Genomic DNA, 24,087 nt, shown 5'->3' with positions numbered 1-24,087 from the left:
TTACAAATTTTATTTATATTATTTAAAATATTGATTTATAAAAAATAAGGTCTATTTTAAGACCTTATTTTTTTATCACATTAACTCTTAAATAATATACTCGTAAATGATGATAGTATAAATAAAAAAATAAAATAAATAATATATAATAAAAAAGAAAAGGAGAAAAGAAAAATGAATGACAATAATATAGTTAGTTTTAAAAATGAAAAAGGTGAAACAATTGAATATTTAATTTTAGAACAAAAATTAATATGTGGTTCTGAATATGTAGCTATGGCTCCTAAAAATCATAAGGAAGATATTGAACTTTTTAAAATTAACTTTGATAAAAATTGGAATGAAACTTTAGATTCAGTAGAATCAGAAAAGGAAATAAATATGTTTAAGCAAGTTTCAAATTTAAAATTTTAAAAATTCCATTTAATATTAAAATAAGTTCAAAGAAATTGGAATTTTGCACTATAAAAAATCATTAATTAAATATTATAATTATTTTAAGCTCTATTTAAAAATAGAGCTTATTTTAATAATTTAAAGGGAGGAAATTAATTAAGTTTTATACTTAATTATGATATTTAATTTATGAGAGATTTAAAAGTTATGACCTTTAATTTAAAATATGACTTTAAATGTGAAGATAATAATAATTGGAAAAAAAGAGTTTTAAGAATTAAAAAAATAATAGAAGAAAATTCTCCTCATATAATAGGAACTCAAGAAGGTCTTATTCATATGCTAGAAGATATTGAAAACTCTTTAAAAACTTATTCTTGGTTTGGAGAAGATAGAAGTGGATATGGAGAAGATGAGTATAATGCTATATTTTTTCTAAAAGATAAATTTGAATTTATAGAAGGAGAACAATTTTGGCTATCTAAAACTCCTAATATTAAGGGAAGCAAAGATTTTAATAGTAGTCTTCCTAGAATATGTACAAAGGTTAAATTAAAAAATAGGGAAAGTGGAATTTTATTTAATATATATAATACTCATTTAGACCATGAAAGTTTATTAGCAAGAGAAGAAGGAATTAAAATAATTTTAAAAAAAGTAGCCTCTTCTTATTTTAAAGATAAATTGCCTTTTATAATTATGGGAGATTTTAATTGTTATTTAGAAGATAATTTATTTAATATAATAAAAGATAATAAAGAGAAATTAGTTTTAAATTTATGCTACGAAAATATAGAACATAATATAAAAGGAACTTTTCATTATTTTAAAGGAGGATATGAGGGAAGAATAATAGATTATATAATTTATTCAGATGATTTTTTTATAAAATCTTTAAATATAGATGATAGAAAAATAGATGGGGGATATCCTTCAGACCATTATCCTGTTACTTGTGTTTTAACTTTAAAATAGATATATTTTCTCTTATTTAATTAATCATGTATAATATAATATAGATTAAAAAATTAGTTTAATATTATTTAAAAAATTTATATTATACGGAGGATAAAATGATTTTAAACACAAAAAGAGATGGACATGTTCATAGCCCTTACTGTCCTCATGGGAGCAATGATACCTTAGAGATGTATATTGATACAGCTATAAAAAATGGAATTGAGGAAATAACTTTTACAGAACATATGCCATTACCAATAGAAGACCCTTCACCAAGGAAAAATAGTGCTCTACCTTTAGAGAATTTAGAAGCTTATTTAAAAGGAATAACTTTATTAAAAGAAAAGGTAAAGGATAAGATAAAAGTAAATGTTGGTTTAGAGGTAGATTACATAGAAGGGTATGAAAAAGAAACTAAAGCTATTTTAGATAAGTATGGAAAATATTTAGATGATGCAATTCTTTCTGTACATATAGTAAAATTTGAAGGGAATTATTATCAAATAGGAAATGGTGCTGATATGATTTCAGAGCTTCTTCATAAAATAGGAGGAATGGACAAACTTTATGATTTATACTATGAAACTATGTTAAAATCAATTAAATGTGATTTAGGTAAATTTAAACCTAAAAGAATAGGACATCCTACCTTAGTTAGAAAGTATAAAAAAGATTTTCCTAAAGGGAAATATAATTTAAAGATTCTAGATAATATTTTGAAAGAAATGAAAAAAGGTAAGTATGAAATTGATTTAAATACATCAGGACTTAGAAGAGAAAAGTGTGGAGAAATTCATCCTGAAGGAATTTTTTTAGATTTATGTTTAAAATATGATATTCCTATGGTTTTTGGTTCAGACTCTCATAGTTCAAAATACGTAGGTGCTGAATTTGAAGAGGTAGCAAAAAATCTTTTTCTAGATTCTAAAGCAATTTAAAAAAGCACAGAGAAGAATTCTTCTCTGTGCTTTTTTATTATTTACCGTATATAATTTTTTTAGTAACATCGTTATAAAACATTGTGTTTGGATAATCATCTTCGATTTCTTGAGCATATTTTCTAGCATCAGCTGTTTTACCTTCTTTATCATATATAATAGCTAAATTATATAAGCATTGTGGTGTATACATAAGGTCTTCAGCATCTGGCTTAGCTTTATAATCATCTAAATACTCTTTAAAATATTTAATTGCTTCATCATTTTTATCTAAGTTTTCATAGGAAGTTCCCATAAAGTATATTAAATGAGGTCTTAGATAAGAATTTGATGCAAAGGTATAGGCTTTTTCGAAATCTTTAATAGCATCTTCGTATTTTCCTGCTTTAAAAAGGTCAGAACCTTTTAGATAGAAGTCTTTAACACCTTCATTTTTCATAAAGTCTTCTGCTTTATTATAAGTATCTAAAACATCCTTTGGAACATTTTCTTTGTCAGTTGATGTTAATAGGGTATAAAGAGAATTTAAATCATTATTTTCCATAGCCTTATTTAATTCTTCTGAAGTTAAATTTTTAGAAGCTTCTTTCTTGTCTTCAGGTTTATTTTCAGTTGAACTTGTTGTAGAACCATTAGGATTAGCTTGTTCTGCTGTTTCAGTTGGGGCTTTACTAGCATTTGTGTGTTTTATATTTTTAGCTACGCCATAGGCAAGTAATAAAACTATTGCACCTGAAACTGCTATAGCTATATATTTAACAGGTTTCTTTTTGTTAGAATTTTTAGCATTGTTTTTTTCATTCTTAAAATTAGGTGTGCTAATAACTCTTGGTTCTTCTTCAGTATTAGAAGTATTTATATTTTTACCTTTATTTTTTTTACTACTATGTTTCTTTTGAAAATCAACCTTAGTTACATTATCAATTGTTACATTTCCAAAGCTTTCATTATTAGATTTTTTTTCTTCCTCTAAAGGTCTTTCAATTTTGATTTCTTCTAGCTTAATTTCTTTAACCTTAGGATTTTCAATGTTTACTTCTTTATTATCTACCTTTATTTTAGGTTCATCAGTTTTCTTTTCTTCTTTAATAGGTGCAACAGGTTTTATGTCTTCTATTACTATATCTTCAACAATCTCTTTTTTAACTTCTTCTTTAGGAGATTTTATTTCAGAATCTCTCTTTTCTAATTGTTTATTATATTCTTTTTGAGCTTCCTCTTGAAGTCTAGCTTTTATTTCATCCTTCATAGTTTCACTAAATATTGTGCTCATAGCTAATTTTTTTTCATCTAAATTATTAAATTTATCTAATTTAGTTCTAGCTTCCTCATTATTGTTATATTCAGCATTTATTTTCCAAGATACAATAGCATCGCTTATTCTGTTAAGCTTTTCAAGGGATCTTGCTTCTAAAGTAAGTGCTTCTTCATTATTGTAATCTTTATCAAGTACTTTTTCACATATATCTAATGCTTCTTCATAATTTCCGTTTTCAAATTGAGCTAATGCCTTTTTAAGTTTTTTATCATGTTTACTCATAGCTTTATAGCTCCTCCTTTTTTTATAATTTTTATCAAATAGGTTTCGATAAAATAATAAGTATCTGTCTAAATTCTAATTATACCTTATATATATAAAAGTTTACAATATATTTTTGGCAAAACTATGTCAATGTTCTTATTTTTTTAACAAAATAAGATATTTTTATTGAAAAAGCCCTAGAAATTGCATAAATAATATATTTTTAGAGTTCATCATTTTTTAAAAAAGACATAAAAATACCCTAGAAATAGAAATATTTCTAGGGTATTGAAAGTATTAAATTAAAAAGTCATTATATGAAGCATCAGAAGGCATTCTCCAATCTCCTCTAGGAGATAATGATATTGAACCAACCTTTGGTCCATCAGGTAAAGCAGAACGTTTAAACTGTTGTGTGAAAAATCTTCTTAAAAATTTATCTAACCATTTTTTTATGGTTTCTTCATCATAATCATCCTTAAAGGCTATTTTAGCTAAAAATAATATTCTCTCTGGACTTGAGCCATTTTTTATAAAGTTATATAAAAAGAAGTCATGAAGTTCATATGGACCAACAATATCTTCTGTTTTTTGTGATATTTTTCCTTCTTTATCTTTTGGAAGAAGTTCAGGACTTACAGGAGTATCTAAAATATCTATTAAAGCCTCTTTAGCATTTTCAGATATTTCATTATTTGCAAAATATCTAACTAAAAACTTAACTAGAGTTTTAGGAATAGAACAATTAACAGAATACATAGACATATGGTCTCCATTATAAGTACACCATCCTAAAGCAAGTTCTGATAAATCTCCAGTACCTATTAATAGTCCTCCTTCTTTATTTGCTAAATCCATAAGAATTTGAGTTCTTTCTCTTGCTTGAACATTTTCATAAGTTACATCATGAATTTCCTTATCATGGCCAATATCTTCAAAGTGTTGAAGGGAAGCCTTTACTATATTTATTTCTCTAAAATCACAATGAAGTTCTTTGCATAAAGTTACTGCATTATTGTAAGTTCTATCTGTAGTACCAAAACCTGGCATAGTTATAGTTATTATATTTTCTCTTTTTATATTTAACATATCAAAGGTTTTTACTACAACTAATAAAGCAAGTGTAGAATCTAATCCCCCTGAAATACCTATTACTGCTTTTTTTAGATTAGTGTGTTCTAATCTTTTTGCAAGAGCAGAAGCTTGAATATTTAATATTTCTTCACAACGTTCTTCCATATCAACTTTAGATTTTGGTAAAAATGGATGTTTATCAATTTTTCTATCAAAATTTTTAATTTTTATATCCTTTAATTTAAAGGGTATAAATCTAGGAGAGCTTACTTCATTAAAGCATGAGTTTCTAAAACTTATATTTTTAAGTCTTTCAGAATCTAATTTAAATAAATCAACTATGCCTATTAACAAATCATTTTCTCTTTTAAATCTATTATTTTCCTTTAATATGCTACCATTTTCAGCTATTAGCATATGACCACTAAATAATAAATCTGTAGTAGATTCAAAAACACCAGCAGAGGAATATATATAAGAACACATAGCTCTAGCACTTTGATTTGCCACTAAAGATTTTCTATAAGAACTTTTTGATACAAGTTCGTTAGAAGCTGAAAGATTACAAATAATATTAGCTCCCATTAAGGCTAAATTAGAACTTGGAGGTATAGTAACCCAAAGGTCTTCACAAATTTCAAAACCAATCTTTAAATTATCAAAAGAGAATATTAAATCAGTTCCAAAAGGAACATCATTTTGAAAAGGAAGATTAACCTTTAAATTTTTTATATTAAATCCCTCTGTAAACCATCTTTTTTCATAAAATTCTGAGTAGTTTGGTATGTAACTTTTAGGAACTATTCCTAAGATATCTCCATTTAATATTACATATGCACAGTTATATAAAGAGTAGTTATATAAAAGGGGAGCACCAACTGCAATTAATATATCTTTATCCTTTGAAAAATCAACTAAATTTTTTAAAGCTATATTGCAGTTTTCAAGTAGTTTTTGATTAGTAAATAAATCTCCACAAGAATAAGCTGGTATGCTTAATTCTGGGAAGACTAAAACCTTAACCTCTTTATCTATAGCCTTTAAAATAATATCTTTAATTTCTTTAAGGTTGTACTTAGTATCGCTTACTTTTACTTTAGGTGAAGCTGCACCTACTTTTATGAAATCCATAATATCATCTCTCCAGTATATTTTTATCTTTATTATTTCTTTAATAGTAAAAGAATATCCTATAAATAAAGGTAAACTTAAATATATTATTTATAAGTAGAAACTTTTACTAAATAAAAGTATATATATTAAATATTAATGTTAATTTATTATAAAAGCAACTAAATATAAATAGTTATAAATAACTCTTATAAATGTTACAAATAACTTTTTAAAAAGTTTATTATAGCCCTTGAAATAAGAGTATATAAATTGTATAATAAAGTAAATATTAATAAAGAGTTAATAATTTTTTAAAAGGAGGAGGTGAAATTTTTGTTATGGCTTTGGGTAGTAGTGATTTTACTTGGGATAATTATTGATTACTTAAGTTCTGATGTTTTGTTTGTAGGTTTTTCTTTTGGGGCTTTTTTTGCATTAATACTAGCATTTTTTAGTGTAAGTGTTATTTTGCAATTTATAGTATTTTCAGCAATAACAATTCTATTTTTATTCTATGTTTCTCCTAAAATTAAAAAGATGATAAAGGTAGATAATATAGGAACAAAAACTATGGAACAATCTTATATAGGTAAAGAAGTAGTTTTAGATAAAAACTTAGAAGAATCAGCCTTAATAAAATTTGAAGGAATATACTGGACTTTTAAAAGTGTAAGTGGTCCTTTGAAAAAGGGAACAAAGGTAGAAATAGTAGGAATAGAAGGAAATAAAATTTTGGTAAAAAATAAAAATTAGGAGGGCTTATTTATGGTAACTACTATAATTGTTATAATTTTATTATTAATAGTGTTATTTGCAGCTATTTCATCTATTAAAGTTGTAAATACAGGATATGTTTATGTACTAGAGCGTTTTGGACAATTCAGTAAAATTTTAGAACCAGGTTGGCATATAGTTATTCCTTTTGCTGACTTCGTAAGAAAAAAAATCTCAACAAAACAACAAATCTTAGATATACCACCTCAATATGTTATAACTAAAGACAATGTAAAAATTGAAATTGATAATGTTATATTTTATAAGGTTTTAAATGCTAAGGATGCAGTTTATAACATAGAGGATTTTAAGTCAGGTATAATTTATTCAACTATAACAAATATGAGAAATATAGTTGGTAATATGTCTTTAGACGAAGTTTTATCAGGAAGAGATAAGATAAATCTAGAACTTTTAACTATAATAGATTCCATAACTGATGCATACGGAATAAAAATACTTTCTGTAGAAATTAAAAATATAATTCCACCAGCTGAGATTCAAGATGCTATGGAGAAACAAATGAAAGCAGAAAGAGATAAAAGAGCTACTATTTTACAAGCTGAAGGATTAAAACAAAGTGAAATAGCAAGAGCAGAAGCAGAAAAGCAAGCTAAAATTTTAAGAGCAGAAGCTGAAAAGGAAGCGAATATTAGACACGCTGAAGGCTTAAAGGAATCTCAATTACTTGAAGCTGAAGGTAAGGCAAGAGCTATTGAAGAAGTTTCAAAGGCAGAAGCTTTAGCTATTGAAAGAATAAACTCTTCAATTATAGAATCAGGAACAAATGAAGTTGTAATTGCTTTAAAACAAATTGAAGCTTTAAAAGAAATGGCAACTAACCCAGCTAATAAGCTTATATTGCCTAGTGAAGCAGTTTCCTCTTTAGGTAGTATAGCTGCTATTGCTGATATGTTAAAAGATAATAAAGAGAATAAATAAATTTTATATAGTATATAATATATATGAGCCTTCAAAAGGGCTTACGTAGGCATTTAACTTGTCCTCTTACTTTTAATAAGGTAAGAGGTCTTTTTTTATAATAAAATTAATAATTTATATATTTTAAAAAAAATGTTATTATATAAAAAGATAATTTCAATTTAGAAAGAGGATTTTAAAATGAGTAATTATTTTTGGTGTGATGTAAATTTAAAAAATATAGAAAACAATATAAAGGTAATACAAGATTTAATTGGAGATAAAAATTTAATTGCAGTTATAAAGGGAGATGCCTATGGATTAGGTCTTAAAGATATTGCTAAATTTATAGAAAATAAGGTAAATATAATAGCTGTTGGAAATATAGAGGAAAGCCTAGCTTTAAAGGAAATAAAAAAAGATATTCTTATTTTGTCTCCTTTATGCACAAAGGAAGATTTTTATGATGAGAGAGAAAACTTAATTTTAACTTTAGATAATGAAGAAATTTTAAGTGAGTTAGATAAAAATATAAATAAAAGAGTACATATATATGTAGATACAGGAATGAATAGAATGGGAATAAAACCTGATAGACTAGATTCCTTTATAGAAAAAATACAAAAGGATTTTAAGAACATTAAAATAGATGGTATATATACACATTTACATAATGCTAAAGATGTTGATTATACTTTAAAGCAAATAGCACTTTTTAAATCAACTGTTGAGAAGTATAAAGATAAGGTTAGAGTTATACATTGTATGGCATCAAGTGCTATTGTAAATGATGATTTAAGAAAAGCTTGTGATTTTACTACAGGGGCTAGAGCAGGTAATGTATTATATGGATATATAGGTTTTAATAAAGGTATTAAAAAAAGTTATGAGTATTATGCAAAGCCTGTAAATACTTATAGGATATCTAAAGGACAAACAGTAGGTTATGGTTGTCTTTTTAAGGCTGATAAAGATATGGAAATTGGAATTATAGAGTGTGGAAATGTTCATGGCTTAGGTGTAAGCAGAGAAATAAAAAATAATGTTTTTTATGATATGTTTAGAATGGTTTATAGAAGGTTTAGAGAGAGAAGTCTAATCTTTAATAAGAATGTTCCTGTTAAAATTTTAGGAAAAGTTAATATGAATGTAACTATTATTTCTATGGAAAACTGCACAAAAGATTCACTTTTGAAAATAGAACTTTCTCCTATCATAGCTGACTCAAGTATAGAAAAAAGATATATTTATTAAAAGATTTAAAAACATAAGGCTATACAAATATAGCCTTATGTTTTTTTATTTTTTTGTAATATTTTAAGCTTTAATAAACTACCTTTTAATATAGAGTAAAAAAGATTAATTCAAAGGAAGTTAGAATTTATAAGGGTAAATAAATTCAAAGTAATACACTAAAGATTTTAGATTTTTAAATTGTTTATAGGGAGGGAATTTTAATGAAAGAAAATCTAAAATTAGGAATTATACTTTGTTTAATAACTTCTTTTTCAGGGGGACTTTTAGGGGTAGCTAATGAATTTACAAAGGAGGTTATTGCTCAAAATGCAAAATTAAGTCCAGAGGATTTAAAAGAAATTTTACCAGAGGCAAACAAGCTAAAAGATTTTACTTTTGAAAAGAGTGAAGAATCAAACATACAGGAAGTTTTTCAAGCAAGTAAAAACAAAGAGGATAAAGGACATATAATAAAGGTTTCACCAAAGGGATTTAATGGTCCTATAGATATGGTAGTTGCAATAAATAAAGAAAATGAAATAACAGGTGTTAAAGTTTTAGCACAGGCAGAAACACCAGGATTAGGGGCTAAGGTTTCAGAAAAAGCTTTTTATGAAAAATTTAAGGGGCTAGCTATTGATGATGACATAAAAATTGTTAAAAACTCAGCTAGCTCTAAAGGAGAAATACAAGGAATAACAGGAGCTACTATATCTTCAAATGCACTTTTAAGTGGGGTTAGAGAAGCTATTGATTTTTATAAGGAAAATATTTTAGGTGAAGACTTATCAAAAGAAAAGGTTTTAGATTTATCAAAAATAAACTTAGAAGGTGAAATGAAAGAACTTACCATTACATTACAAGAGGGAATAGATAAGGTTTATATTATATCTAAAGATGGAAGTGAAATAGGATATGCTATTGAAGGAAATGCTTTCGGAATGTATGAGGAAAAACCTATTAAATTTGCTCTTGGAATTTCAAATAATGGAATTATAACAGGGTTGCAAATAATAGACCACAATGAAACAGCAGGTTTAGGAGATTTAATAGAAGAGGAAAGTTTCTTAAATTCCTTTGTTGGAATTTCAGTTTCAGATAAGCTTGAGGTTAAAGAAAATACTCAAGAAATTGATTTAAGTACTTATGGAGAAGTTATTAATGTTGATGCAATAAGTGGAGCTACAAAGAGTTCTATGGCTGTTATAAAAGGTGTTACTAATATAATTAATTTTTATAATAGCAATTTAAAATAGGAGGGGAATATAGTGAAAGTTTTATTTGAAAGATTAAAAAATGGAATAATAAATGAAAATCCAATATTTGTTCAAGTTCTTGCTATGTGCCCTACCTTAGCAGTAACATCTAGTGTAGAAAATGCTTTAGGAATGGGAATTGCAACTACTGTAGTTTTAATTTTTTCTAATATGATAATTTCAGCTTTGAGAAAATTTATACCAAGTAAAATAAGAATTCCTGCATATATAGTTATAATTGCATCTTTTGTAACTATAGTTGATATGCTTATGAATGCTTATGTTCAATCCTTATATAAATCCTTAGGTATTTTTATACCTCTTATAGTTGTTAACTGTGTAATCTTAGGGCGTGCAGAAGCTTATGCATCTAAAAATAAAGTTTTACCTTCAATTTTTGATGCACTTGGTATGGGAATAGGATTTACTATAGCTTTATTTTCTATAGGAACCTTTAGAGAACTTTTAGGAGCTGGAAGTTTCTTAGGAGAGAGAGTATTACCTGAGAGTTTTAAACCAGCTACAATTATGATATTAGCACCTGGTGCCTTCTTAACTTTAGGTTCTTTAATGACATTTTTAAATTATAGAAATATTAAAAAGGCTAGAAAAAATGGAGAAAAAGCTAAATGTTTAGAACATAATTGTAGTACTTGTTCTGGATGTGGCAAAAGTTCTTAATTTGTAAATGGTAAAGAGGTGAATTTTATGGAATTATTTCTTATATTTATAGGTGCTATGTTAGTTAATAATTTTGTTTTATCTCAATTTTTAGGGATTTGTTCTTTTATAGGAGTATCTAAAAAGAGAAGTGCTGCCGTAGGAATGGGACTTGCTGTTACCTTTGTAATGGTTTTAGCTAGTGTTATTTCTTGGATTGTATATAATTTAGTTTTAGACAAATTAAATATAACATATTTAAAGACTATAGTATTTGTTTTAGTTATAGCAGCTCTTGTACAATTTGTAGAAATGGTAGTAAAAAAATATAGTCCTGCTTTATATAAAGCTTTAGGAATATTTTTACCATTAATAACTACAAATTGTGCTGTTTTAGGAATGGCAGTTACTAATGTAGAAGAAGGCTATACTTTCCTTCAGTCTATAGTTCATGCCTTAGGGGCAGCAGGTGGCTTTATGTTAGCTATAGTTTTAATGTCTTTTTTAAGAGAAAGAATTGATGGAAATGAAAAGATACATCCTTGCTTTAGAGGCTTGCCAATAACTTTATTTACAGCAGCTCTTATGTCAATAGCTTTTTTAGGCTTTCAAGGGCTTATATAATTAAGGAGGGACTTTAAAGTGGATTTTTCAAGTATATTTTATTCAATTTTAGTTTTAGGAATTTTAGGGTTAATTTTTGGGATAGTTTTAGGTTTTGCCTCTAAAAAATTCGAAGTTAAATTAGATGAAAGAATTATAAAGATAAGAGAAATTCTTCCTGGAGCAAATTGTGGAGGTTGTGGATACCCAGGGTGTGATGCCTATGCTAACGCTTTAGTTGAAGAAGGAGCTAGTGCTACACTTTGTGGTGTTGGTGGAAATGATGTATCTATTAAAATTGGAGAAATTTTAGGAAAAGAAATTACGCCTTTAGATAAGAAAGAGGAAAAGGTAGCTTTTGTAAAATGCATGGGGAATTGTGAAAATAAAAAGATTAACTTTAATCTTTCAGAGGCTAAAAATTGTGTAGAGGCTAAAAATTTATTAAAGGATAAAGAATATGAGGGCTGTAGTTTTAGCTGTTTTGGCTTAGGAAGTTGTAAAGAGGCTTGTAAATTTGATGCAATAATTATTGAAAATGGTATAGCAAGAATTGATTCTTCAAAATGTGTTTCTTGCAAAGCCTGTGTAAATGCTTGTCCACAAAATCTTATAGAAATAGTAAGTAAAGAGCAAAAGGTAATAGTTGCTTGTAATTCTAAGGATTTAGGAAAAGTTACAAATAAAAATTGTGCAGTAGGATGCATAGGATGTAAAATCTGTGAAAAAAATTGTCCTAGTGAGGCAATTAAAGTTTCTGATAATCTTGCAAAGATTGATTATGAAAAATGTACTTCTTGCGAAATATGCTTAAATAAATGTCCTAAGAAAACAATTATATTAAAAAAATAAATCAAAGGAAAATTTAAAAATACTTGAAAAAAAATAAAAAAACTTTAAAATAAATGTTAAGTTTCTATTTAGGAGGTTAATATGATTAGCAAAAGAGAAGATTATATTTCATGGGATGAATATTTTATGGGAGTTGCCTTAATTAGTGCAAAAAGAAGTAAGGATCCAAACACTCAAGTTGGAGCCTGTATAGTTGATAATGATAATAAAATAGTAGGTATTGGCTATAATGGTTTTCCAAAGGGGTGCTCAGATGATGATCTTCCCTGGGGAAATACAGGAGATTTTTTAGAAACAAAATATCCTTATGCATGTCATGCAGAGCTTAATGCTATTTTAAATAGTATAGGGAAAAATATTAAGGGCTGTAGATTATATGCTACATTATTTCCTTGTAATGAGTGTGCAAAAGCAATAATTCAATCAGGGATAAATGAAGTTATATATCTTTCAGATAAATATAAAGATACAGATATTGTTAAGGCATCTAAATTCATGTTTGATAAGGCAAATATAAAATACAGATACTTAGGCAGTAAAAGAGAGAATTTATTAATATCCTTTAATCCAGAAGATGTTTAAAATATCACCCCATAGTTTAAAACTATGGGGTTTATTTTAAAGAAAATTCATATATAGTTGACAATTTTTTGGGAATATAGTATATTTTGAATATCAAAATATTTAGTTTGATATTCAAAATATTTAGATTTTTATCTAAGGATTTGAGTAAGGGAGAGTATTTTAACATGAAGGATAGTGAATTAGTATTAAATAATATTTTAGTTAAATTATTTAACAATATTTTAAGAATAGAGGAGTTTGCTTTAAAAACTTCACCTTTTAAAGATTTATCTATAACAGAGATGCATACTATAGAAGCTATAGGGATAAAAAGGGCAAGGACAATGTCAGAGGTAGCTTTAGACCTTAAGATAACTGTAGGTACTTTAACAACTGCTATAAACAAATTAATAAAAAAAGGTTATGTAAGTAGAAGAAGAATAGAAGAAGACAGAAGGGTTGTTATGATAGAACTTACTGAGAAAGGAACTCTAGCTTATAAAGTACATGAAAAATTTCATGAAGAAATGATAGACCATGTTTTAGAGGAACTAGGTGTTGGGGAAGAAGAGGTTTTAATAAGTTCTTTAGATAAGTTAGATAAGTTCTTTCAAAAGAAACTAGAACTTATGAAATCAAAGGAGATTTAATATGAAAAATGCTAAAATGATAGGCTTTGGTCTATATACACCTAAAAATTTAATTGAAAATGAAAGGTTACAAGAATTTTTAGAAACTAGTGATGAGTGGATTAGAACTAGAACTGGAATAGAAAGAAGATACATTTCTCTAGAGGAAAATACATCTGATTTAGCTGTAGAGGCTAGTAAAAGAGCTTTAAAAGATGCTAAGCTAAAAGCTGAGGAGATAGATTTAATAATAGTAGCTACTGTAACACCAGATAATTTTACTCCATCAACAGCTTGTATAGTTCAAGCTAAATTAGGAGCTGAAAAGGCTTGGGCTTTTGATGTAAATGCTGCTTGTACTGGATTTATATATGCTCTTAAAATAGGAAGATCATTAATATCTTCAGGAGAAGCTAAAAATGCCTTAATAATAGGAGCAGAAACTTTATCAAAAGCTTTAAATTGGGAAGATAGAGGAAGCTGTGTTCTTTTTGGTGATGGTGCTGGTGCAACTGTTTTAACTGCTACGGAGGAGGATTGTGGAATAAAACATGTAGAGGTAAAATCAGATGGTTCTAAGGGGAATTCTTTGGTGATACAAGGATTACCTTTAAATAGTCCCTTTAAAGAAAGAAAAGATGTTTCTTCAAATTATATAAGTATGAATGGAAGAGAAATATTTAAGTTTGCTACAAAGGTTATGGAAGAGAGTATATTAGATATTTTAGAAAAAGAAAATATGAAAATAGATGATATAAAAGCTATAATTCCTCATCAAGCAAATTTAAGAATCATAGATTACGTTTCTAAGAAATTAGATATAGAAAAAGAGAAATTTATAGTTAACCTTCAAAATTATGGAAACACTTCTGGGGCTAGTATACCAATAGCTCTTTGTGAATATATAGAGGGTGGTAATTTAAAAAAAGGTGATAATATAATAATGGTAGGCTTTGGAGGAGGTCTTACTTGGGGGGCTGCTCTAATCAAATTATAATTTGAAAAACAAAAATATAGAAAATAATACTAAATAAGAATATAATTATAGATATATTTATTTTTAATCAGTTAATTTTTGGGAGGTATTTTTAATGGCTAAACTAGGATTTTTATTTGCAGGCCAAGGAGCCCAATACATAGGTATGGGAAAAGAGTTTTTTGACGAGTTTGAAGAAAGTAGAGAAGTTTTTAAGAAAAGTAGTGATGCTTTAGGCATTGATATGGAAGAACTTTGTTTTAATGACCCTAAGGGTTTATTAAATAAAACTGAATTTACTCAACCTGCAATAATAACTACAAATATGGCTATACTTGAAGCAATAAATAAATTAGGAATTAAATCTGATATAAGTTGTGGATTAAGTTTAGGAGAATATTCTGCTCTTATTCATAGTGGAGCCATTAATTTTGAAGATGGAGTTAAACTAGTAAAAAAAAGAGGGAAATTTATGCAAGAAGCTGTTGCAGAAGGTGTTGGAGGCATGGTAGCAGTTTTAAGAATGACACCAGAGCAGGTAGATGAAGTTATAAAAAAAGCTTCATCTTATGGAGTTGTTGAAGGTGCAAATTATAATTCACCAGGTCAAATAGTAATTTCTGGTGAGTTAGTTGCTTTAGAAAAAGCAATGGAATTTATTAAAGAAGTAGGGGGAAGAGCTATAAAGCTTCCAGTTTCAGCACCATTTCATTGTTCAATGTTACAGCCAGCAGCTGAAAAATTAGAAGATGAATTAAAGAAAATTCCTATAGGAAAAATAAAGGGAACTGTTATGTCTAACGTAAAGGGTGATGCCTATTTAGAGGATGATGACATAATAGAACTTTTAACTTCTCAAGTAAAAAAACCTGTATTATTTATAAATGATATAGAAAAGATGATTGAAAGTGGTGTAGATACTTTTATTGAAATAGGTCCTGGTAAAACTTTAAGTGGCTTTGTGAAAAAAATAAATAAAAATGTTACAGTACTTAATGTTGAGGATTTAAAGTCTTTAGAAAAAACATTATCAAAATTAAAAGATATGGAGGTACTTTAATTTATGTTAAAAGATAAGGTAGCAGTAATAACTGGTGGAACAAGAGGCATTGGTAGAGCTATAGCCTTGAAGTTAGCAGAGTGTGGAGCTAATGTTGTTATAAATTATAGAAGCTCTGATAATGAAGCAGAAGAATTAAAAACTATTTTAGAAGAAAAGGGAGTAAAGGTTCTTACTGTAAAAGGAGATATAAGTAAATTTGAAGATTCTAAAAATCTTATAGAGAAGTGTATAGAAACTTTTGGTAAAATAGATATACTTGTAAATAATGCTGGTATAACAAAAGATACATTAATAATGAGAATGAAAGAAGAAGATTTTGATAAAGTAATAGAAGTTAATTTAAAAGGAACATTTAATTGTGCAAAACATGCTTCTGCCATAATGTTGAAACAAAGGTTTGGTAAAATAATAAATATGACATCAGTTGTAGGTATTGCTGGAAATGCTGGTCAAGTAAATTATTCAGCATCAAAAGCTGGAGTTATAGGACTTACTAAATCATTAGCTAGAGAATTAGGAAGTAGAGGAATAACTGTAAATGCTGTTGCACCAGGATTTATAAAGACAGATATGACAGCTTCTTTATCAGAAAAGGTTAAAGATGAGGTTTCAAAAAATATTCCTCTTAAGAGACTTGGAAATCCTGAGGATGTTGCTAATTTAGTAAAATTCTTAGCTTCAGATGAAGCAAATTATATAACAGGTCAAGTCATAAATGTAGATGGCGGAATGGTAATGTAGGAGGATTTAGGCATATGGAAAACAGAGTTGTTATAACTGGATTAGGTGCTGTAACACCTATTGGAAATAATGTTAAGGAGTTTTGGGAAAATTCAAAAAAGGGTCTTTGTGGAATTGATGAAATAACTTTATTTGATGCTAGTGATTATAAAGTTAAAATTGCAGCAGAAGTTAAAAATTTTAAAGCAGAAGATTTTATGGATAGAAAAGAAGCAAAACGTTTAGATAGATTTACTCATTTTGCTTTAGCTGCAACAGAAGAAGCTATGAAAGATGCTAAGTTAGACTTAAAAGATAGTAATATAGACCCTAATAGAGTTGGAGTTATAGTTGGCTCTGGAATTGGAGGATATGGAACTTTAGAAGCACAGTTTGATGTATTATTAACTAAAGGTCCAAATAGAGTATCACCTTTTGCAATACCTGCTGGAATAATAAATTTAGTAGCAGGTAATATAGCTATTAAATATGGTGCAAAGGGAATTTGTGAATCTTTAGTTACTGCTTGTGCTACAGGAGTTAGTTCTATAGGAGCAGCCTATAGAAATATAAAACATGGATATTCAGATATAATAATAACAGGTGGTTCAGAAGCTGCTATAACAAGAGCAGCTATTGCTGGATTTACTAATCTTAAAGCTTTAAATACTGGAAATAATCCAAAAAGAGCATCAATTCCTTTTGATAAGGAGAGAGCTGGTTTTGTAATGGGAGAAGGAGCTGGTATACTAATATTAGAGAGCTTAGAGAGTGCAAAGAAAAGAGGAGCTAAAATTTACGGAGAAATAATAGGATATGGAGCAACTTGTGATGCATATCATATAACTTCACCAGACCCAGAAGGAGATGGAGCAAGAAGAGCAATAGAAGCTGCTATAGAAGAAGGAAAAATTGATAAAAATGAAGTTTCTTATATAAACGCTCATGGAACAAGTACTCCTTTAAATGATAAATTTGAAACTTTAGCAATTAAGGGTTGTTTTGGTGAAAAAGCATATGATATTCCAGTTTCATCAACTAAATCAATGACAGGACACTTACTAGGTGCAGCAGGGGCTATAGAGTCTGTAATATGTGTTAAAGCTTTAGAAGAAGGATTTGTTCCACCTACTATAGGATATAAAGTTCCTGATGAAGACTGTGATTTAGATTATGTTGTTAATGAAGGTAGAGAAGCAGATTTAAAATATGCTATTAATAATGCTTTAGGCTTTGGAGGACATAATGCCTCATTATTATTTAAAAAGTGGGATTAGGAGTTGAATTTATGAATCTTAAGGAGATTAAAGAGCTTATAGATAAAATCGATTCTTCTAATATTGCTTATTTTGAAGTTAAGTTAGATAATTCATATATAAAAATGGATAAATCTTTAACTAGAAGTATATCTAAAGAGAATAAAGCTTCAAATCTAGAAGAAATAGATAAAATAGAAAAAATTGAGAAATTTGAAAATTTAGATGAAAAAACTATATCTGTTTCAGAGTTAGAAGAAGTTAGCTCACATTCAAATGAAGAAATTATTGATGAAGAAGACTTATACATAGTAACTTCTCCAATGGTTGGAACATTTTATGAATCACCAGGGGTTGGAGAGGAAAGTTATGTCTCTATAGGAAGTAAAGTTTCTAAGGGAGATACTTTATGTATAATTGAAGCCATGAAACTTATGAACGAAATTGAAAGTGAAGAAGCTGGAGAAATTGTTGACATTTTAGTTAGAAATGGTAATATGGTTGAATATGGTCAACCTTTATTTAAGATTAGGAGAGCTTAGTTATGATGAATATAAATGAAATTAAAAAAATATTACCTCATAGATATCCTTTTTTATTAGTTGATAAAGTTGAGGAAATAACAGATACAAAGGTAGTTGCATATAAGAATGTAACTATAAATGAACCTTTTTTTCAAGGACATTTTCCTGAATATCCAGTAATGCCAGGAGTTTTAATTGTGGAAGCCTTAGCACAAGCTGGTGCTATAGCTCTTTTAAACAAAGAAGAATTTAAAGGTAAAACTCCTTTCTTTGCTGGAATAGATAAGGTAAGATTTAAAAAACAAGTTTTACCAGGAGATACTTTAAAACTTGAAGTTGAAATAATTAAATTAAGAGGAAGTATTGGATTTGGTAAAGCGAAGGCTACTGTTGATGGAAAAATCGCTTGTTCTGGAGAAATTATGTTTGCAATAGGTTAGGTGATTTAATTATGTTTAAGAAAGTATTAATAGCAAATAGAGGTGAAATAGCTGTTAGAATAATTAGAGCTTGTAGAGAATTAGGTATTCTTACTGTTGCGGTTTATTCAGAAATAGATAAAGATGCACTGCATGTTCAGTTAGCTGATGAGTCTGTTTGCATAGGACCGTGGAATTCTAAAGAGAGCTATTTAAATATTCAAAATATTTTAAGTGCCTGTGTTTTAACAGGAGCTGAAGCTATTCATCCAGGATTTGGATTTTTATCTGAGAATCCAAGATTTGCTAAAATGTGCGAAGAGTGCAACATTGAATTTATTGGTCCTAACTGGAGAGCTATAGAGCGTATGGGAAATAAGGCTATGGCAAGAGAGATAATGAAAAAAGCAGGTGTTCCTGTTGTTCCTGGGTATGAAGGTGAAATTGATAGCCAAGAGACTGCTTTAAAAATAGCTAAAGAAATTGGATTTCCTGTAATGGTAAAAGCTTCATCAGGCGGTGGTGGAAAAGGTATTAGAATAGTTTATGATGAGTTAGACTTTATTTCTAGTTATAATACTGCTAAATCAGAGGCTTTAGCAAATTTTGGAGACGATAAAATATATATTGAAAAGTTTATAGAAAGTCCAAAACATATAGAAGTTCAATTATTATGTGATAAGTATGGAAATTCAGTTCAACTTTTTGAGAGAGATTGTTCAGCTCAAAGAAAAAATCAAAAAGTTTTAGAAGAGGCTCCTTCAGCTATTTTAACTGAAGAAGAAAGAAAAAAATTAGGAGAAATAGCTCTTAAGGCAGCAAAGGCTGTAAATTATAGTAATGCTGGAACTATTGAGTTTTTGCGTGATAAAAATGGTGAATTTTATTTTATGGAAATGAACACAAGAATACAGGTTGAACATCCAATAACTGAAATGATAACTGGTGTTGACATAGTTAAAGAACAAATAAAAATCGCTTATGGCAAAAAATTAGATATAACTCAAGAAGATTTTAAAATAACAGGTCATTCCATAGAGTGTAGAATAAATGCTGAGGACCCTAGTAAAAACTTTATGCCTTGCCCAGGTCTTATAAGAGATGTTAACTTTCCTGGAGGCTTTGGTGTTAGGTTAGATACAGCAATTTACTCAGGATATAAAATTCCTTATTGCTATGATTCTATGATAGGGAAATTAATAGTACATGGAAAAGACCGTAACGAAGCTATTGCTAAAATGAAGAGAGCTTTAGATGAATTTGTTATAGATGGTATAACAACTAATATAGATTATCACTTTTTAATATTAGAAAATGAAGAGTTTGAAAAGGGTACTTATACTACTTCATTTTTATCTGAAAAGTTGGTGAATAAGTATGATTAAGAATTTTTTAAACAAAAGAAAGTATATAACTGTTAGTTCTGTTGAGTTAAATGATTCAGAATTAAAAGAAGGAGATAAACCTAATATACCCTCTGGTATGTGGAGTAAGTGCGAAAAGTGTGGAGAAATTTTATATACTGAAGATTTAAAGGAAAATTTTAATGTATGTCCTAGTTGTGGATATCATTTTAAGTTAAGTGCTATTGAGAGAATTAACTATTTAGTTGATGAAAATACTTTTATAGAATTTGATAAAAAACTAGTTGGAAAAAATCCTTTAGATTTTAATGGGTATGAAGAAAAAATAAGAGCATATCAAAAAAAGAGTAACTTAAAAGAAGCTGTTTTAACAGGAGAAGCTTATATTGCACAAAGAAAAGTAGTTCTTTGTGTAATGGATTCTAATTTTATGATGGGTAGTATGGGAACGGCTGTAGGAGAAAAAATTACAAGGGCTATAGAGTATGCAACTAAAAATAAATTACCCTTAATAATATTTACTTGTTCTGGTGGAGCAAGAATGCAAGAGGGTATATATTCTCTTATGCAAATGGCTAAAATTAGTGGAGCAATTTATAGACATAGTAGTGAAAATTTATTATATATTACTGTATTAACTAATCCAACTACTGGAGGAGTAACTGCAAGCTTTGCTATGGAAGGTGATATTATATTAAGTGAGCCAGGTTGTTTAGTTGGTTTTGCAGGAAGAAGAGTAATAGAAGGGACTATTAATGAAAAATTACCAGATGATTTTCAAACAGCAGAATTTTTGCTAGAAAAAGGATTTATAGATAAGATTGTACAAAGAAAAGATTTAAAACAAATAATAACTTCCCTTCTAAGAATGCATGAGGTGAATTATGAGTAGAGAACTAATAAGAACATTAGATGCATGGAATAAAGTTAAAATTGCGAGAGACCCTAACCGTCCTAATGCTAAATTTTATATAGAGGAAATTTTTGATGAATTTATAGAACTTCATGGTGATAGAACCTATGGAGATGATAAAGCTGTAATAGGTGGAATAGCTCTTTTAAATAATTTAAGTTTTACTGTAGTAGGAATATGCAAAGGTGAAAACACAAAAGAAAATATAAAAAGAAATTTTGGAATGCCTCATCCTGAAGGATATAGAAAAGCTTTAAGACTTATGAAACAAGCAGAAAAGTTTAAAAGACCTGTAATATGTTTTGTAGATACGCCAGGTGCCTTTTGTGGTATAGGAGCTGAGGAGAGAGGACAAGGTCAAGCCATAGCTCAAAATTTATTAGAGATTATGGGATTAAAGGTTCCTGTAATTTCAATAATTATTGGTGAAGGTGGAAGTGGAGGTGCTTTAGCTTTAGCTGTTGCAGATAAAGTATTTATGCTAGAGCATTCTATATATTCTATACTGTCTCCTGAAGGATTTGCATCTATATTATGGAAAGATGCTTCAAGAGCTGAGGAAGCAGCAAATGTTATGAAAATAACTGCACAGGATTTAAAAGCTTTTAACATAATTGATAAAATTATAAAAGAACCTAGAGGGGGAGCGCATAAAAATCCAAGTAAAACAGCTCAAAATATTAAAAAAGTAATTTTGGAAAGTTTATCTGAAATGAAAGGTAAGGATTTAAAAAGCTTATTAGATGAGAGATATAATAAATATAGAAATGTAGAAAAAAATTTATAAAATAAAAAAACACATGAGATTTATCTCATGTGTTTTTTATTAAAAGCTTATTTTGTAAGCATTTTAATTAATATATCTATTATAGACTTATTTTTTCTTAAAGCATCTACATAATTAGCAACATGAAGTTTGTAGTATTCTTTACCTTCATCTGTTATTCTATACATTTTTTTAGTTCTTTTATTTATAAAGTCATCACCAATCCAATAACTTGTAACTAGCCCCTTTTGTTCTAAATCGTAAAGGGTATCATATATGGTGCTAGATGATACTGGAAAGGGAAGGGGAGCACTAGAGAACTCATCTCTAAAAGCTTCTAAGACTTTGTTTCCAAAAATTTCATTTCCTTTTGAAAGTTCCTTTAATACATAGAAAGAATACAATTGTTTTGCATTTATAATATTTCTTGGTGCAACCATACGAGTTCTTTTGTCCAAAAAAACATCACCTCCTAATTACATTTTATATTATAAGTATAACTCAATTTATTATAAAAAGTAATTAACAAATTATTATTTGTTGAATATACTGTACTATACAGAAGAAACGAGGTGTATATTATGTCAAGAAAATGCTGTAGCTATAATTCTTGTAATTATTGCCAAGGAAATTATTACCCTTATAATTATAGAAATAATTGTAATAGTTATAATAATTATAATAGATGTTGTAATTATGGGAATTTAAATAATTGTGGCTTTGGAAATTATAATAGCTTTCCATTACTATGGCTTCTACTATTAAGTGGAGGATTTGATAGTTGTGGAGGAAATTGGTTTTAAATAAATATTAAATTATAAGATAGGAATTTTTCCTATCTTATAATTTTTCATAAGTTTCTTTTAGTAAAAGGGCATCTTTTTCTAAAAGTGGGCTTTCGCATATTATACATCCTTTTACTTTATAATCCTTAAGTGCTCTTAGACATTCAACAAAGTTAAAATCACTTTCTAAAAAGGGCAAGTGATTTCTTTCACCTTTAGCTGTATAATGTATTCCAGACATATGAATATGTAAATCTTCTAAAGCTTCTTCTCCTAAATTATTTTTTACATATTCTAAAATCTCTGCAAAATCTTTATATTCTTTTAAGGCACCAATTCCTCTAGCATGAAGGTGAGAAAAATCAATGCATAATTTACAACTTGGAACTTCTTTACATATATTAACTAGTTCTTCTAAATTTCCAAATTGTGTTCCTTTTCCTGTAGTTTCTAATCTATAATCTACTCCTTCATAGGGAAGTTTTTTTAAATTTCTTTTTATTTCTTCTAAAGTATCTTCCTTTGAGGCTTTTAAATAAAAGCCAGGATGAAATACTAAGCTTCTACCTCCGACACTTTTTAGTGCTTCAGCTCCCTTTAGAATTCTTTCAATAGATTTTTCTTTTTTTTCCTCTTCTTCAGCATTTAAATTTATAAAATAAGAACCGTGAGCTGAAAGATAAAAATCATTTTTTTCTTTAGCTTCTATTATTTTATCTCTATTTTTAGCTGTAACGTTAACAGATCTTACAAAGGGAAGTTCCATTGCATCTAATCCAATTTTTTTTAAATATTCAATTCCTGTTGCATAGTTGAATTTTTGACCTTCTTCACCTAGGGGTAAACCAGAAATTCCGAATAAAAGTTTTTCCATTTTATCACCTCTTTATAAAGTATAGCAAAACAGTAAGAATTCTTCAATATTGAGCAATTATTATTTAATATGAATTATAATCTATCAAATTTATTAATTTATATATAAATTTTCAAGTTTTTTTCAGAAAAAATGCAATTATTCTAAATAAATATTGCATTTTATATTATAGTTATTTAAAATTATTAATAGAAACTATCATATGGAGTGTGAAAAATGGAAGAAAGATTGCAAAAATACATGGCAAGGTGTGGAGTAGCATCAAGAAGAAAGTGTGAAGAAATAATTTGCAGTGGAAAAGTAAAGGTTAATGATGTTATTATAGATTCTCTTGGAAGTAAGATTAATCCAGAGATAGATATAGTAAAGGTTAATAATAAGGTAATAAGCCCTGAGGAAAATAAGCTTTATATAATGTTAAACAAACCTGAAGGGTATGTTACAACAAACAAAGATGAAAAAAATAGAAAAACTATTTTAGATATTGTAAAAGTTAATGAAAGAATATATCCTATAGGGAGACTTGATTACGATAGTTCAGGGTTACTTTTATTAACTAATGATGGAGAAATTTATAATAAAATAATACACCCAAGAGTTAATTTAAATAAAGAATATATTGCTTTAGTAAAAGGAATTTTTACAGAGGAAGAAATGAATAAATTCAAAAAAGGTGTAGATATTGGAGATTATAAAACAGCAGAGTGTGAAATAGAATTATTAGAAAAATATGCAAATAGCTGTAAAGTAAAGATAATTATTCATGAGGGTAAAAATAGACAAATAAGAAGAATGTGTTCAAGTTTTAATCATGAGGTAGTTTCTTTAAAAAGAGAGGCCATTGGAGAGTTAACCTTAAAGAATTTAGAGAAAGGAGAATGGAGATACTTAAGTGATTCAGAGGTGAATTATATAAAATCTCTATAATA

The 24,087-nt window shown here is 27.9% G+C and carries 27 protein-coding genes; 23 read left to right on the top strand and 4 right to left on the bottom strand.

Features of this window, described 5'->3' with window-relative positions; all coding sequences use genetic code 11:
* Positions 1–174 precede the first annotated feature (174 nt).
* The 3 genes from AC4FQV_RS05105 (at position 175) to hisJ (ending at position 2,294) form a co-directional block, all read left to right on the top strand.
* Positions 175–414, top strand: coding sequence for a DUF1292 domain-containing protein (locus AC4FQV_RS05105; RefSeq protein ID WP_491164787.1), 240 nt, complete (start codon positions 175–177; stop codon positions 412–414).
* Positions 415–585: 171 nt separating this feature from the next.
* Positions 586–1,371 carry an endonuclease/exonuclease/phosphatase family protein gene (locus tag AC4FQV_RS05100; protein ID WP_491164785.1) on the top strand — a complete coding sequence of 262 codons (786 nt, stop codon included), beginning with the start codon at positions 586–588 and terminating at the stop codon, positions 1,369–1,371.
* A gap of 98 nt (positions 1,372–1,469) precedes the next feature.
* The gene (gene hisJ / locus AC4FQV_RS05095; RefSeq protein ID WP_491164782.1) at positions 1,470–2,294 is read left to right on the top strand and encodes a histidinol-phosphatase HisJ; all 825 of its coding nucleotides are present in this window, start codon (positions 1,470–1,472) and stop codon (positions 2,292–2,294) included.
* A 37-nt stretch (positions 2,295–2,331) separates the two neighbouring features.
* Here hisJ and AC4FQV_RS05090 read toward each other — a convergent pair whose 3' ends face one another.
* Both AC4FQV_RS05090 and AC4FQV_RS05085 read right to left on the bottom strand, forming a co-directional pair.
* Positions 2,332–3,834, bottom strand: a complete 1,503-nt coding sequence (locus AC4FQV_RS05090; RefSeq protein ID WP_491138364.1) for a tetratricopeptide repeat protein — start codon at positions 3,832–3,834, stop codon at positions 2,332–2,334.
* A gap of 279 nt (positions 3,835–4,113) precedes the next feature.
* Positions 4,114–6,021 carry an NAD(+) synthase gene (locus tag AC4FQV_RS05085; protein WP_491164779.1) on the bottom strand — a complete coding sequence of 636 codons (1,908 nt, stop codon included), beginning with the start codon at positions 6,019–6,021 and terminating at the stop codon, positions 4,114–4,116.
* A gap of 315 nt (positions 6,022–6,336) precedes the next feature.
* Between AC4FQV_RS05085 and AC4FQV_RS05080 the strand changes: the two genes are divergently transcribed.
* The 18 genes from AC4FQV_RS05080 (at position 6,337) to AC4FQV_RS04995 (ending at position 21,520) form a co-directional block, all read left to right on the top strand.
* Positions 6,337–6,756 carry an NfeD family protein gene (locus AC4FQV_RS05080; RefSeq protein WP_491138367.1) on the top strand — a complete coding sequence of 140 codons (420 nt, stop codon included), beginning with the start codon at positions 6,337–6,339 and terminating at the stop codon, positions 6,754–6,756.
* A 12-nt stretch (positions 6,757–6,768) separates the two neighbouring features.
* Entirely contained in the window at positions 6,769–7,719 is a 951-nt protein-coding gene (locus AC4FQV_RS05075; protein ID WP_491138368.1) for an SPFH domain-containing protein, read from the top strand.
* Positions 7,720–7,899: 180 nt separating this feature from the next.
* Positions 7,900–8,952: an alanine racemase gene (locus AC4FQV_RS05070; protein ID WP_491138370.1), complete on the top strand. Its 1,053-nt coding sequence runs from the start codon at positions 7,900–7,902 to the stop codon at positions 8,950–8,952.
* Positions 8,953–9,155: 203 nt separating this feature from the next.
* Positions 9,156–10,190, top strand: a complete 1,035-nt coding sequence (locus tag AC4FQV_RS05065; protein WP_491138371.1) for an RnfABCDGE type electron transport complex subunit G — start codon at positions 9,156–9,158, stop codon at positions 10,188–10,190.
* A gap of 12 nt (positions 10,191–10,202) precedes the next feature.
* Positions 10,203–10,871 carry an RnfABCDGE type electron transport complex subunit E gene (locus AC4FQV_RS05060; protein WP_491138373.1) on the top strand — a complete coding sequence of 223 codons (669 nt, stop codon included), beginning with the start codon at positions 10,203–10,205 and terminating at the stop codon, positions 10,869–10,871.
* A gap of 27 nt (positions 10,872–10,898) precedes the next feature.
* Entirely contained in the window at positions 10,899–11,474 is a 576-nt protein-coding gene (locus tag AC4FQV_RS05055) for an electron transport complex protein RnfA (RefSeq protein ID WP_491138374.1), read from the top strand.
* An 18-nt stretch (positions 11,475–11,492) separates the two neighbouring features.
* Entirely contained in the window at positions 11,493–12,305 is an 813-nt protein-coding gene (locus AC4FQV_RS05050; protein WP_491138376.1) for an RnfABCDGE type electron transport complex subunit B, read from the top strand.
* 81 nt (positions 12,306–12,386) lie between these two features.
* Positions 12,387–12,887, top strand: coding sequence for a deoxycytidylate deaminase (locus AC4FQV_RS05045; protein ID WP_491138377.1), 501 nt, complete (start codon positions 12,387–12,389; stop codon positions 12,885–12,887).
* 167 nt (positions 12,888–13,054) lie between these two features.
* Complete coding sequence (locus AC4FQV_RS05040; protein ID WP_491138379.1) at positions 13,055–13,519, top strand: MarR family winged helix-turn-helix transcriptional regulator; 465 nt, start codon at positions 13,055–13,057, stop codon at positions 13,517–13,519.
* A gap of 1 nt (position 13,520) precedes the next feature.
* Positions 13,521–14,495 (top strand): beta-ketoacyl-ACP synthase III, encoded by a 975-nt coding sequence (locus AC4FQV_RS05035; RefSeq protein WP_491164777.1) that lies wholly within the window; start codon positions 13,521–13,523, stop codon positions 14,493–14,495.
* Between the two features lie 94 nt (positions 14,496–14,589).
* Positions 14,590–15,534 carry an ACP S-malonyltransferase gene (gene fabD / locus AC4FQV_RS05030; RefSeq protein ID WP_491164775.1) on the top strand — a complete coding sequence of 315 codons (945 nt, stop codon included), beginning with the start codon at positions 14,590–14,592 and terminating at the stop codon, positions 15,532–15,534.
* A gap of 3 nt (positions 15,535–15,537) precedes the next feature.
* Positions 15,538–16,278, top strand: a complete 741-nt coding sequence (fabG, locus tag AC4FQV_RS05025; RefSeq protein ID WP_491164772.1) for a 3-oxoacyl-[acyl-carrier-protein] reductase — start codon at positions 15,538–15,540, stop codon at positions 16,276–16,278.
* Between the two features lie 14 nt (positions 16,279–16,292).
* Positions 16,293–17,534, top strand: a complete 1,242-nt coding sequence (gene fabF / locus AC4FQV_RS05020) for a beta-ketoacyl-ACP synthase II (protein WP_491138383.1) — start codon at positions 16,293–16,295, stop codon at positions 17,532–17,534.
* Between the two features lie 11 nt (positions 17,535–17,545).
* On the top strand, positions 17,546–18,055 hold the full coding sequence (gene accB, locus AC4FQV_RS05015; protein ID WP_491138384.1) for an acetyl-CoA carboxylase biotin carboxyl carrier protein: 510 nt from the start codon (positions 17,546–17,548) through the stop codon (positions 18,053–18,055).
* Positions 18,056–18,057: 2 nt separating this feature from the next.
* Positions 18,058–18,477: a 3-hydroxyacyl-ACP dehydratase FabZ gene (fabZ, locus tag AC4FQV_RS05010; RefSeq protein WP_491138386.1), complete on the top strand. Its 420-nt coding sequence runs from the start codon at positions 18,058–18,060 to the stop codon at positions 18,475–18,477.
* Between the two features lie 11 nt (positions 18,478–18,488).
* On the top strand, positions 18,489–19,841 hold the full coding sequence (locus tag AC4FQV_RS05005; protein WP_491164770.1) for an acetyl-CoA carboxylase biotin carboxylase subunit: 1,353 nt from the start codon (positions 18,489–18,491) through the stop codon (positions 19,839–19,841).
* Entirely contained in the window at positions 19,834–20,712 is an 879-nt protein-coding gene (gene accD, locus AC4FQV_RS05000; RefSeq protein WP_491138388.1) for an acetyl-CoA carboxylase, carboxyltransferase subunit beta, read from the top strand. Before AC4FQV_RS05005 ends, accD begins: the two co-directional genes overlap by 8 nt.
* Entirely contained in the window at positions 20,705–21,520 is an 816-nt protein-coding gene (locus AC4FQV_RS04995) for an acetyl-CoA carboxylase carboxyltransferase subunit alpha (protein WP_491138389.1), read from the top strand. The genes accD and AC4FQV_RS04995 overlap by 8 nt, the downstream gene beginning before the upstream one ends.
* A 47-nt stretch (positions 21,521–21,567) precedes the next feature.
* Here the strand turns inward: AC4FQV_RS04995 and AC4FQV_RS04990 are convergent, their stop codons facing one another.
* Positions 21,568–21,957 carry a PadR family transcriptional regulator gene (locus AC4FQV_RS04990; RefSeq protein ID WP_491164767.1) on the bottom strand — a complete coding sequence of 130 codons (390 nt, stop codon included), beginning with the start codon at positions 21,955–21,957 and terminating at the stop codon, positions 21,568–21,570.
* 123 nt (positions 21,958–22,080) lie between these two features.
* Between AC4FQV_RS04990 and AC4FQV_RS04985 the strand changes: the two genes are divergently transcribed.
* Positions 22,081–22,302 (top strand): hypothetical protein, encoded by a 222-nt coding sequence (locus AC4FQV_RS04985; protein WP_491164764.1) that lies wholly within the window; start codon positions 22,081–22,083, stop codon positions 22,300–22,302.
* 37 nt (positions 22,303–22,339) lie between these two features.
* Here AC4FQV_RS04985 and AC4FQV_RS04980 read toward each other — a convergent pair whose 3' ends face one another.
* Entirely contained in the window at positions 22,340–23,158 is an 819-nt protein-coding gene (locus AC4FQV_RS04980; protein WP_491138393.1) for a TIM barrel protein, read from the bottom strand.
* Between the two features lie 216 nt (positions 23,159–23,374).
* On the opposite strand from AC4FQV_RS04980, the gene AC4FQV_RS04975 reads away from it, so the two are divergent.
* On the top strand, positions 23,375–24,085 hold the full coding sequence (locus AC4FQV_RS04975) for a pseudouridine synthase (RefSeq protein ID WP_491138394.1): 711 nt from the start codon (positions 23,375–23,377) through the stop codon (positions 24,083–24,085).
* Positions 24,086–24,087: the final 2 nt, after the last annotated feature.

This window comes from Clostridium sp. TJA038 (assembly GCF_058310255.1).
The sequence above is the reverse complement of the archived record's forward strand: the minus strand, read 5'-3'. Positions and strand labels throughout refer to the sequence as shown.

What these genes read in the sequence shown, in the direction of transcription:
- AC4FQV_RS05085 (WP_491164779.1), bottom strand. Translation starts at nt 6,021, where the DNA reads ATGGATTTCATAAAAGTAGGTGCAGCTTCACCTAAAGTAAAAGTAAGC.
- hisJ (WP_491164782.1), top strand. Translation starts at nt 1,470, where the DNA reads ATGATTTTAAACACAAAAAGAGATGGACATGTTCATAGCCCTTACTGT.
- fabZ (WP_491138386.1), top strand. Translation starts at nt 18,058, where the DNA reads ATGATGAATATAAATGAAATTAAAAAAATATTACCTCATAGATATCCT.
- AC4FQV_RS05045 (WP_491138377.1), top strand. Translation starts at nt 12,387, where the DNA reads ATGATTAGCAAAAGAGAAGATTATATTTCATGGGATGAATATTTTATG.
- AC4FQV_RS04980 (WP_491138393.1), bottom strand. Translation starts at nt 23,158, where the DNA reads ATGGAAAAACTTTTATTCGGAATTTCTGGTTTACCCCTAGGTGAAGAA.
- AC4FQV_RS04975 (WP_491138394.1), top strand. Translation starts at nt 23,375, where the DNA reads ATGGAAGAAAGATTGCAAAAATACATGGCAAGGTGTGGAGTAGCATCA.
- fabD (WP_491164775.1), top strand. Translation starts at nt 14,590, where the DNA reads ATGGCTAAACTAGGATTTTTATTTGCAGGCCAAGGAGCCCAATACATA.
- AC4FQV_RS05070 (WP_491138370.1), top strand. Translation starts at nt 7,900, where the DNA reads ATGAGTAATTATTTTTGGTGTGATGTAAATTTAAAAAATATAGAAAAC.
- AC4FQV_RS05075 (WP_491138368.1), top strand. Translation starts at nt 6,769, where the DNA reads ATGGTAACTACTATAATTGTTATAATTTTATTATTAATAGTGTTATTT.
- AC4FQV_RS05035 (WP_491164777.1), top strand. Translation starts at nt 13,521, where the DNA reads ATGAAAAATGCTAAAATGATAGGCTTTGGTCTATATACACCTAAAAAT.
- accB (WP_491138384.1), top strand. Translation starts at nt 17,546, where the DNA reads ATGAATCTTAAGGAGATTAAAGAGCTTATAGATAAAATCGATTCTTCT.
- AC4FQV_RS05005 (WP_491164770.1), top strand. Translation starts at nt 18,489, where the DNA reads ATGTTTAAGAAAGTATTAATAGCAAATAGAGGTGAAATAGCTGTTAGA.
- AC4FQV_RS05065 (WP_491138371.1), top strand. Translation starts at nt 9,156, where the DNA reads ATGAAAGAAAATCTAAAATTAGGAATTATACTTTGTTTAATAACTTCT.
- AC4FQV_RS05100 (WP_491164785.1), top strand. Translation starts at nt 586, where the DNA reads ATGAGAGATTTAAAAGTTATGACCTTTAATTTAAAATATGACTTTAAA.
- AC4FQV_RS05040 (WP_491138379.1), top strand. Translation starts at nt 13,055, where the DNA reads ATGAAGGATAGTGAATTAGTATTAAATAATATTTTAGTTAAATTATTT.
- AC4FQV_RS04985 (WP_491164764.1), top strand. Translation starts at nt 22,081, where the DNA reads ATGTCAAGAAAATGCTGTAGCTATAATTCTTGTAATTATTGCCAAGGA.
- fabG (WP_491164772.1), top strand. Translation starts at nt 15,538, where the DNA reads ATGTTAAAAGATAAGGTAGCAGTAATAACTGGTGGAACAAGAGGCATT.
- AC4FQV_RS05105 (WP_491164787.1), top strand. Translation starts at nt 175, where the DNA reads ATGAATGACAATAATATAGTTAGTTTTAAAAATGAAAAAGGTGAAACA.
- AC4FQV_RS04995 (WP_491138389.1), top strand. Translation starts at nt 20,705, where the DNA reads ATGAGTAGAGAACTAATAAGAACATTAGATGCATGGAATAAAGTTAAA.
- fabF (WP_491138383.1), top strand. Translation starts at nt 16,293, where the DNA reads ATGGAAAACAGAGTTGTTATAACTGGATTAGGTGCTGTAACACCTATT.
- AC4FQV_RS05055 (WP_491138374.1), top strand. Translation starts at nt 10,899, where the DNA reads ATGGAATTATTTCTTATATTTATAGGTGCTATGTTAGTTAATAATTTT.
- AC4FQV_RS05090 (WP_491138364.1), bottom strand. Translation starts at nt 3,834, where the DNA reads ATGAGTAAACATGATAAAAAACTTAAAAAGGCATTAGCTCAATTTGAA.
- accD (WP_491138388.1), top strand. Translation starts at nt 19,834, where the DNA reads ATGATTAAGAATTTTTTAAACAAAAGAAAGTATATAACTGTTAGTTCT.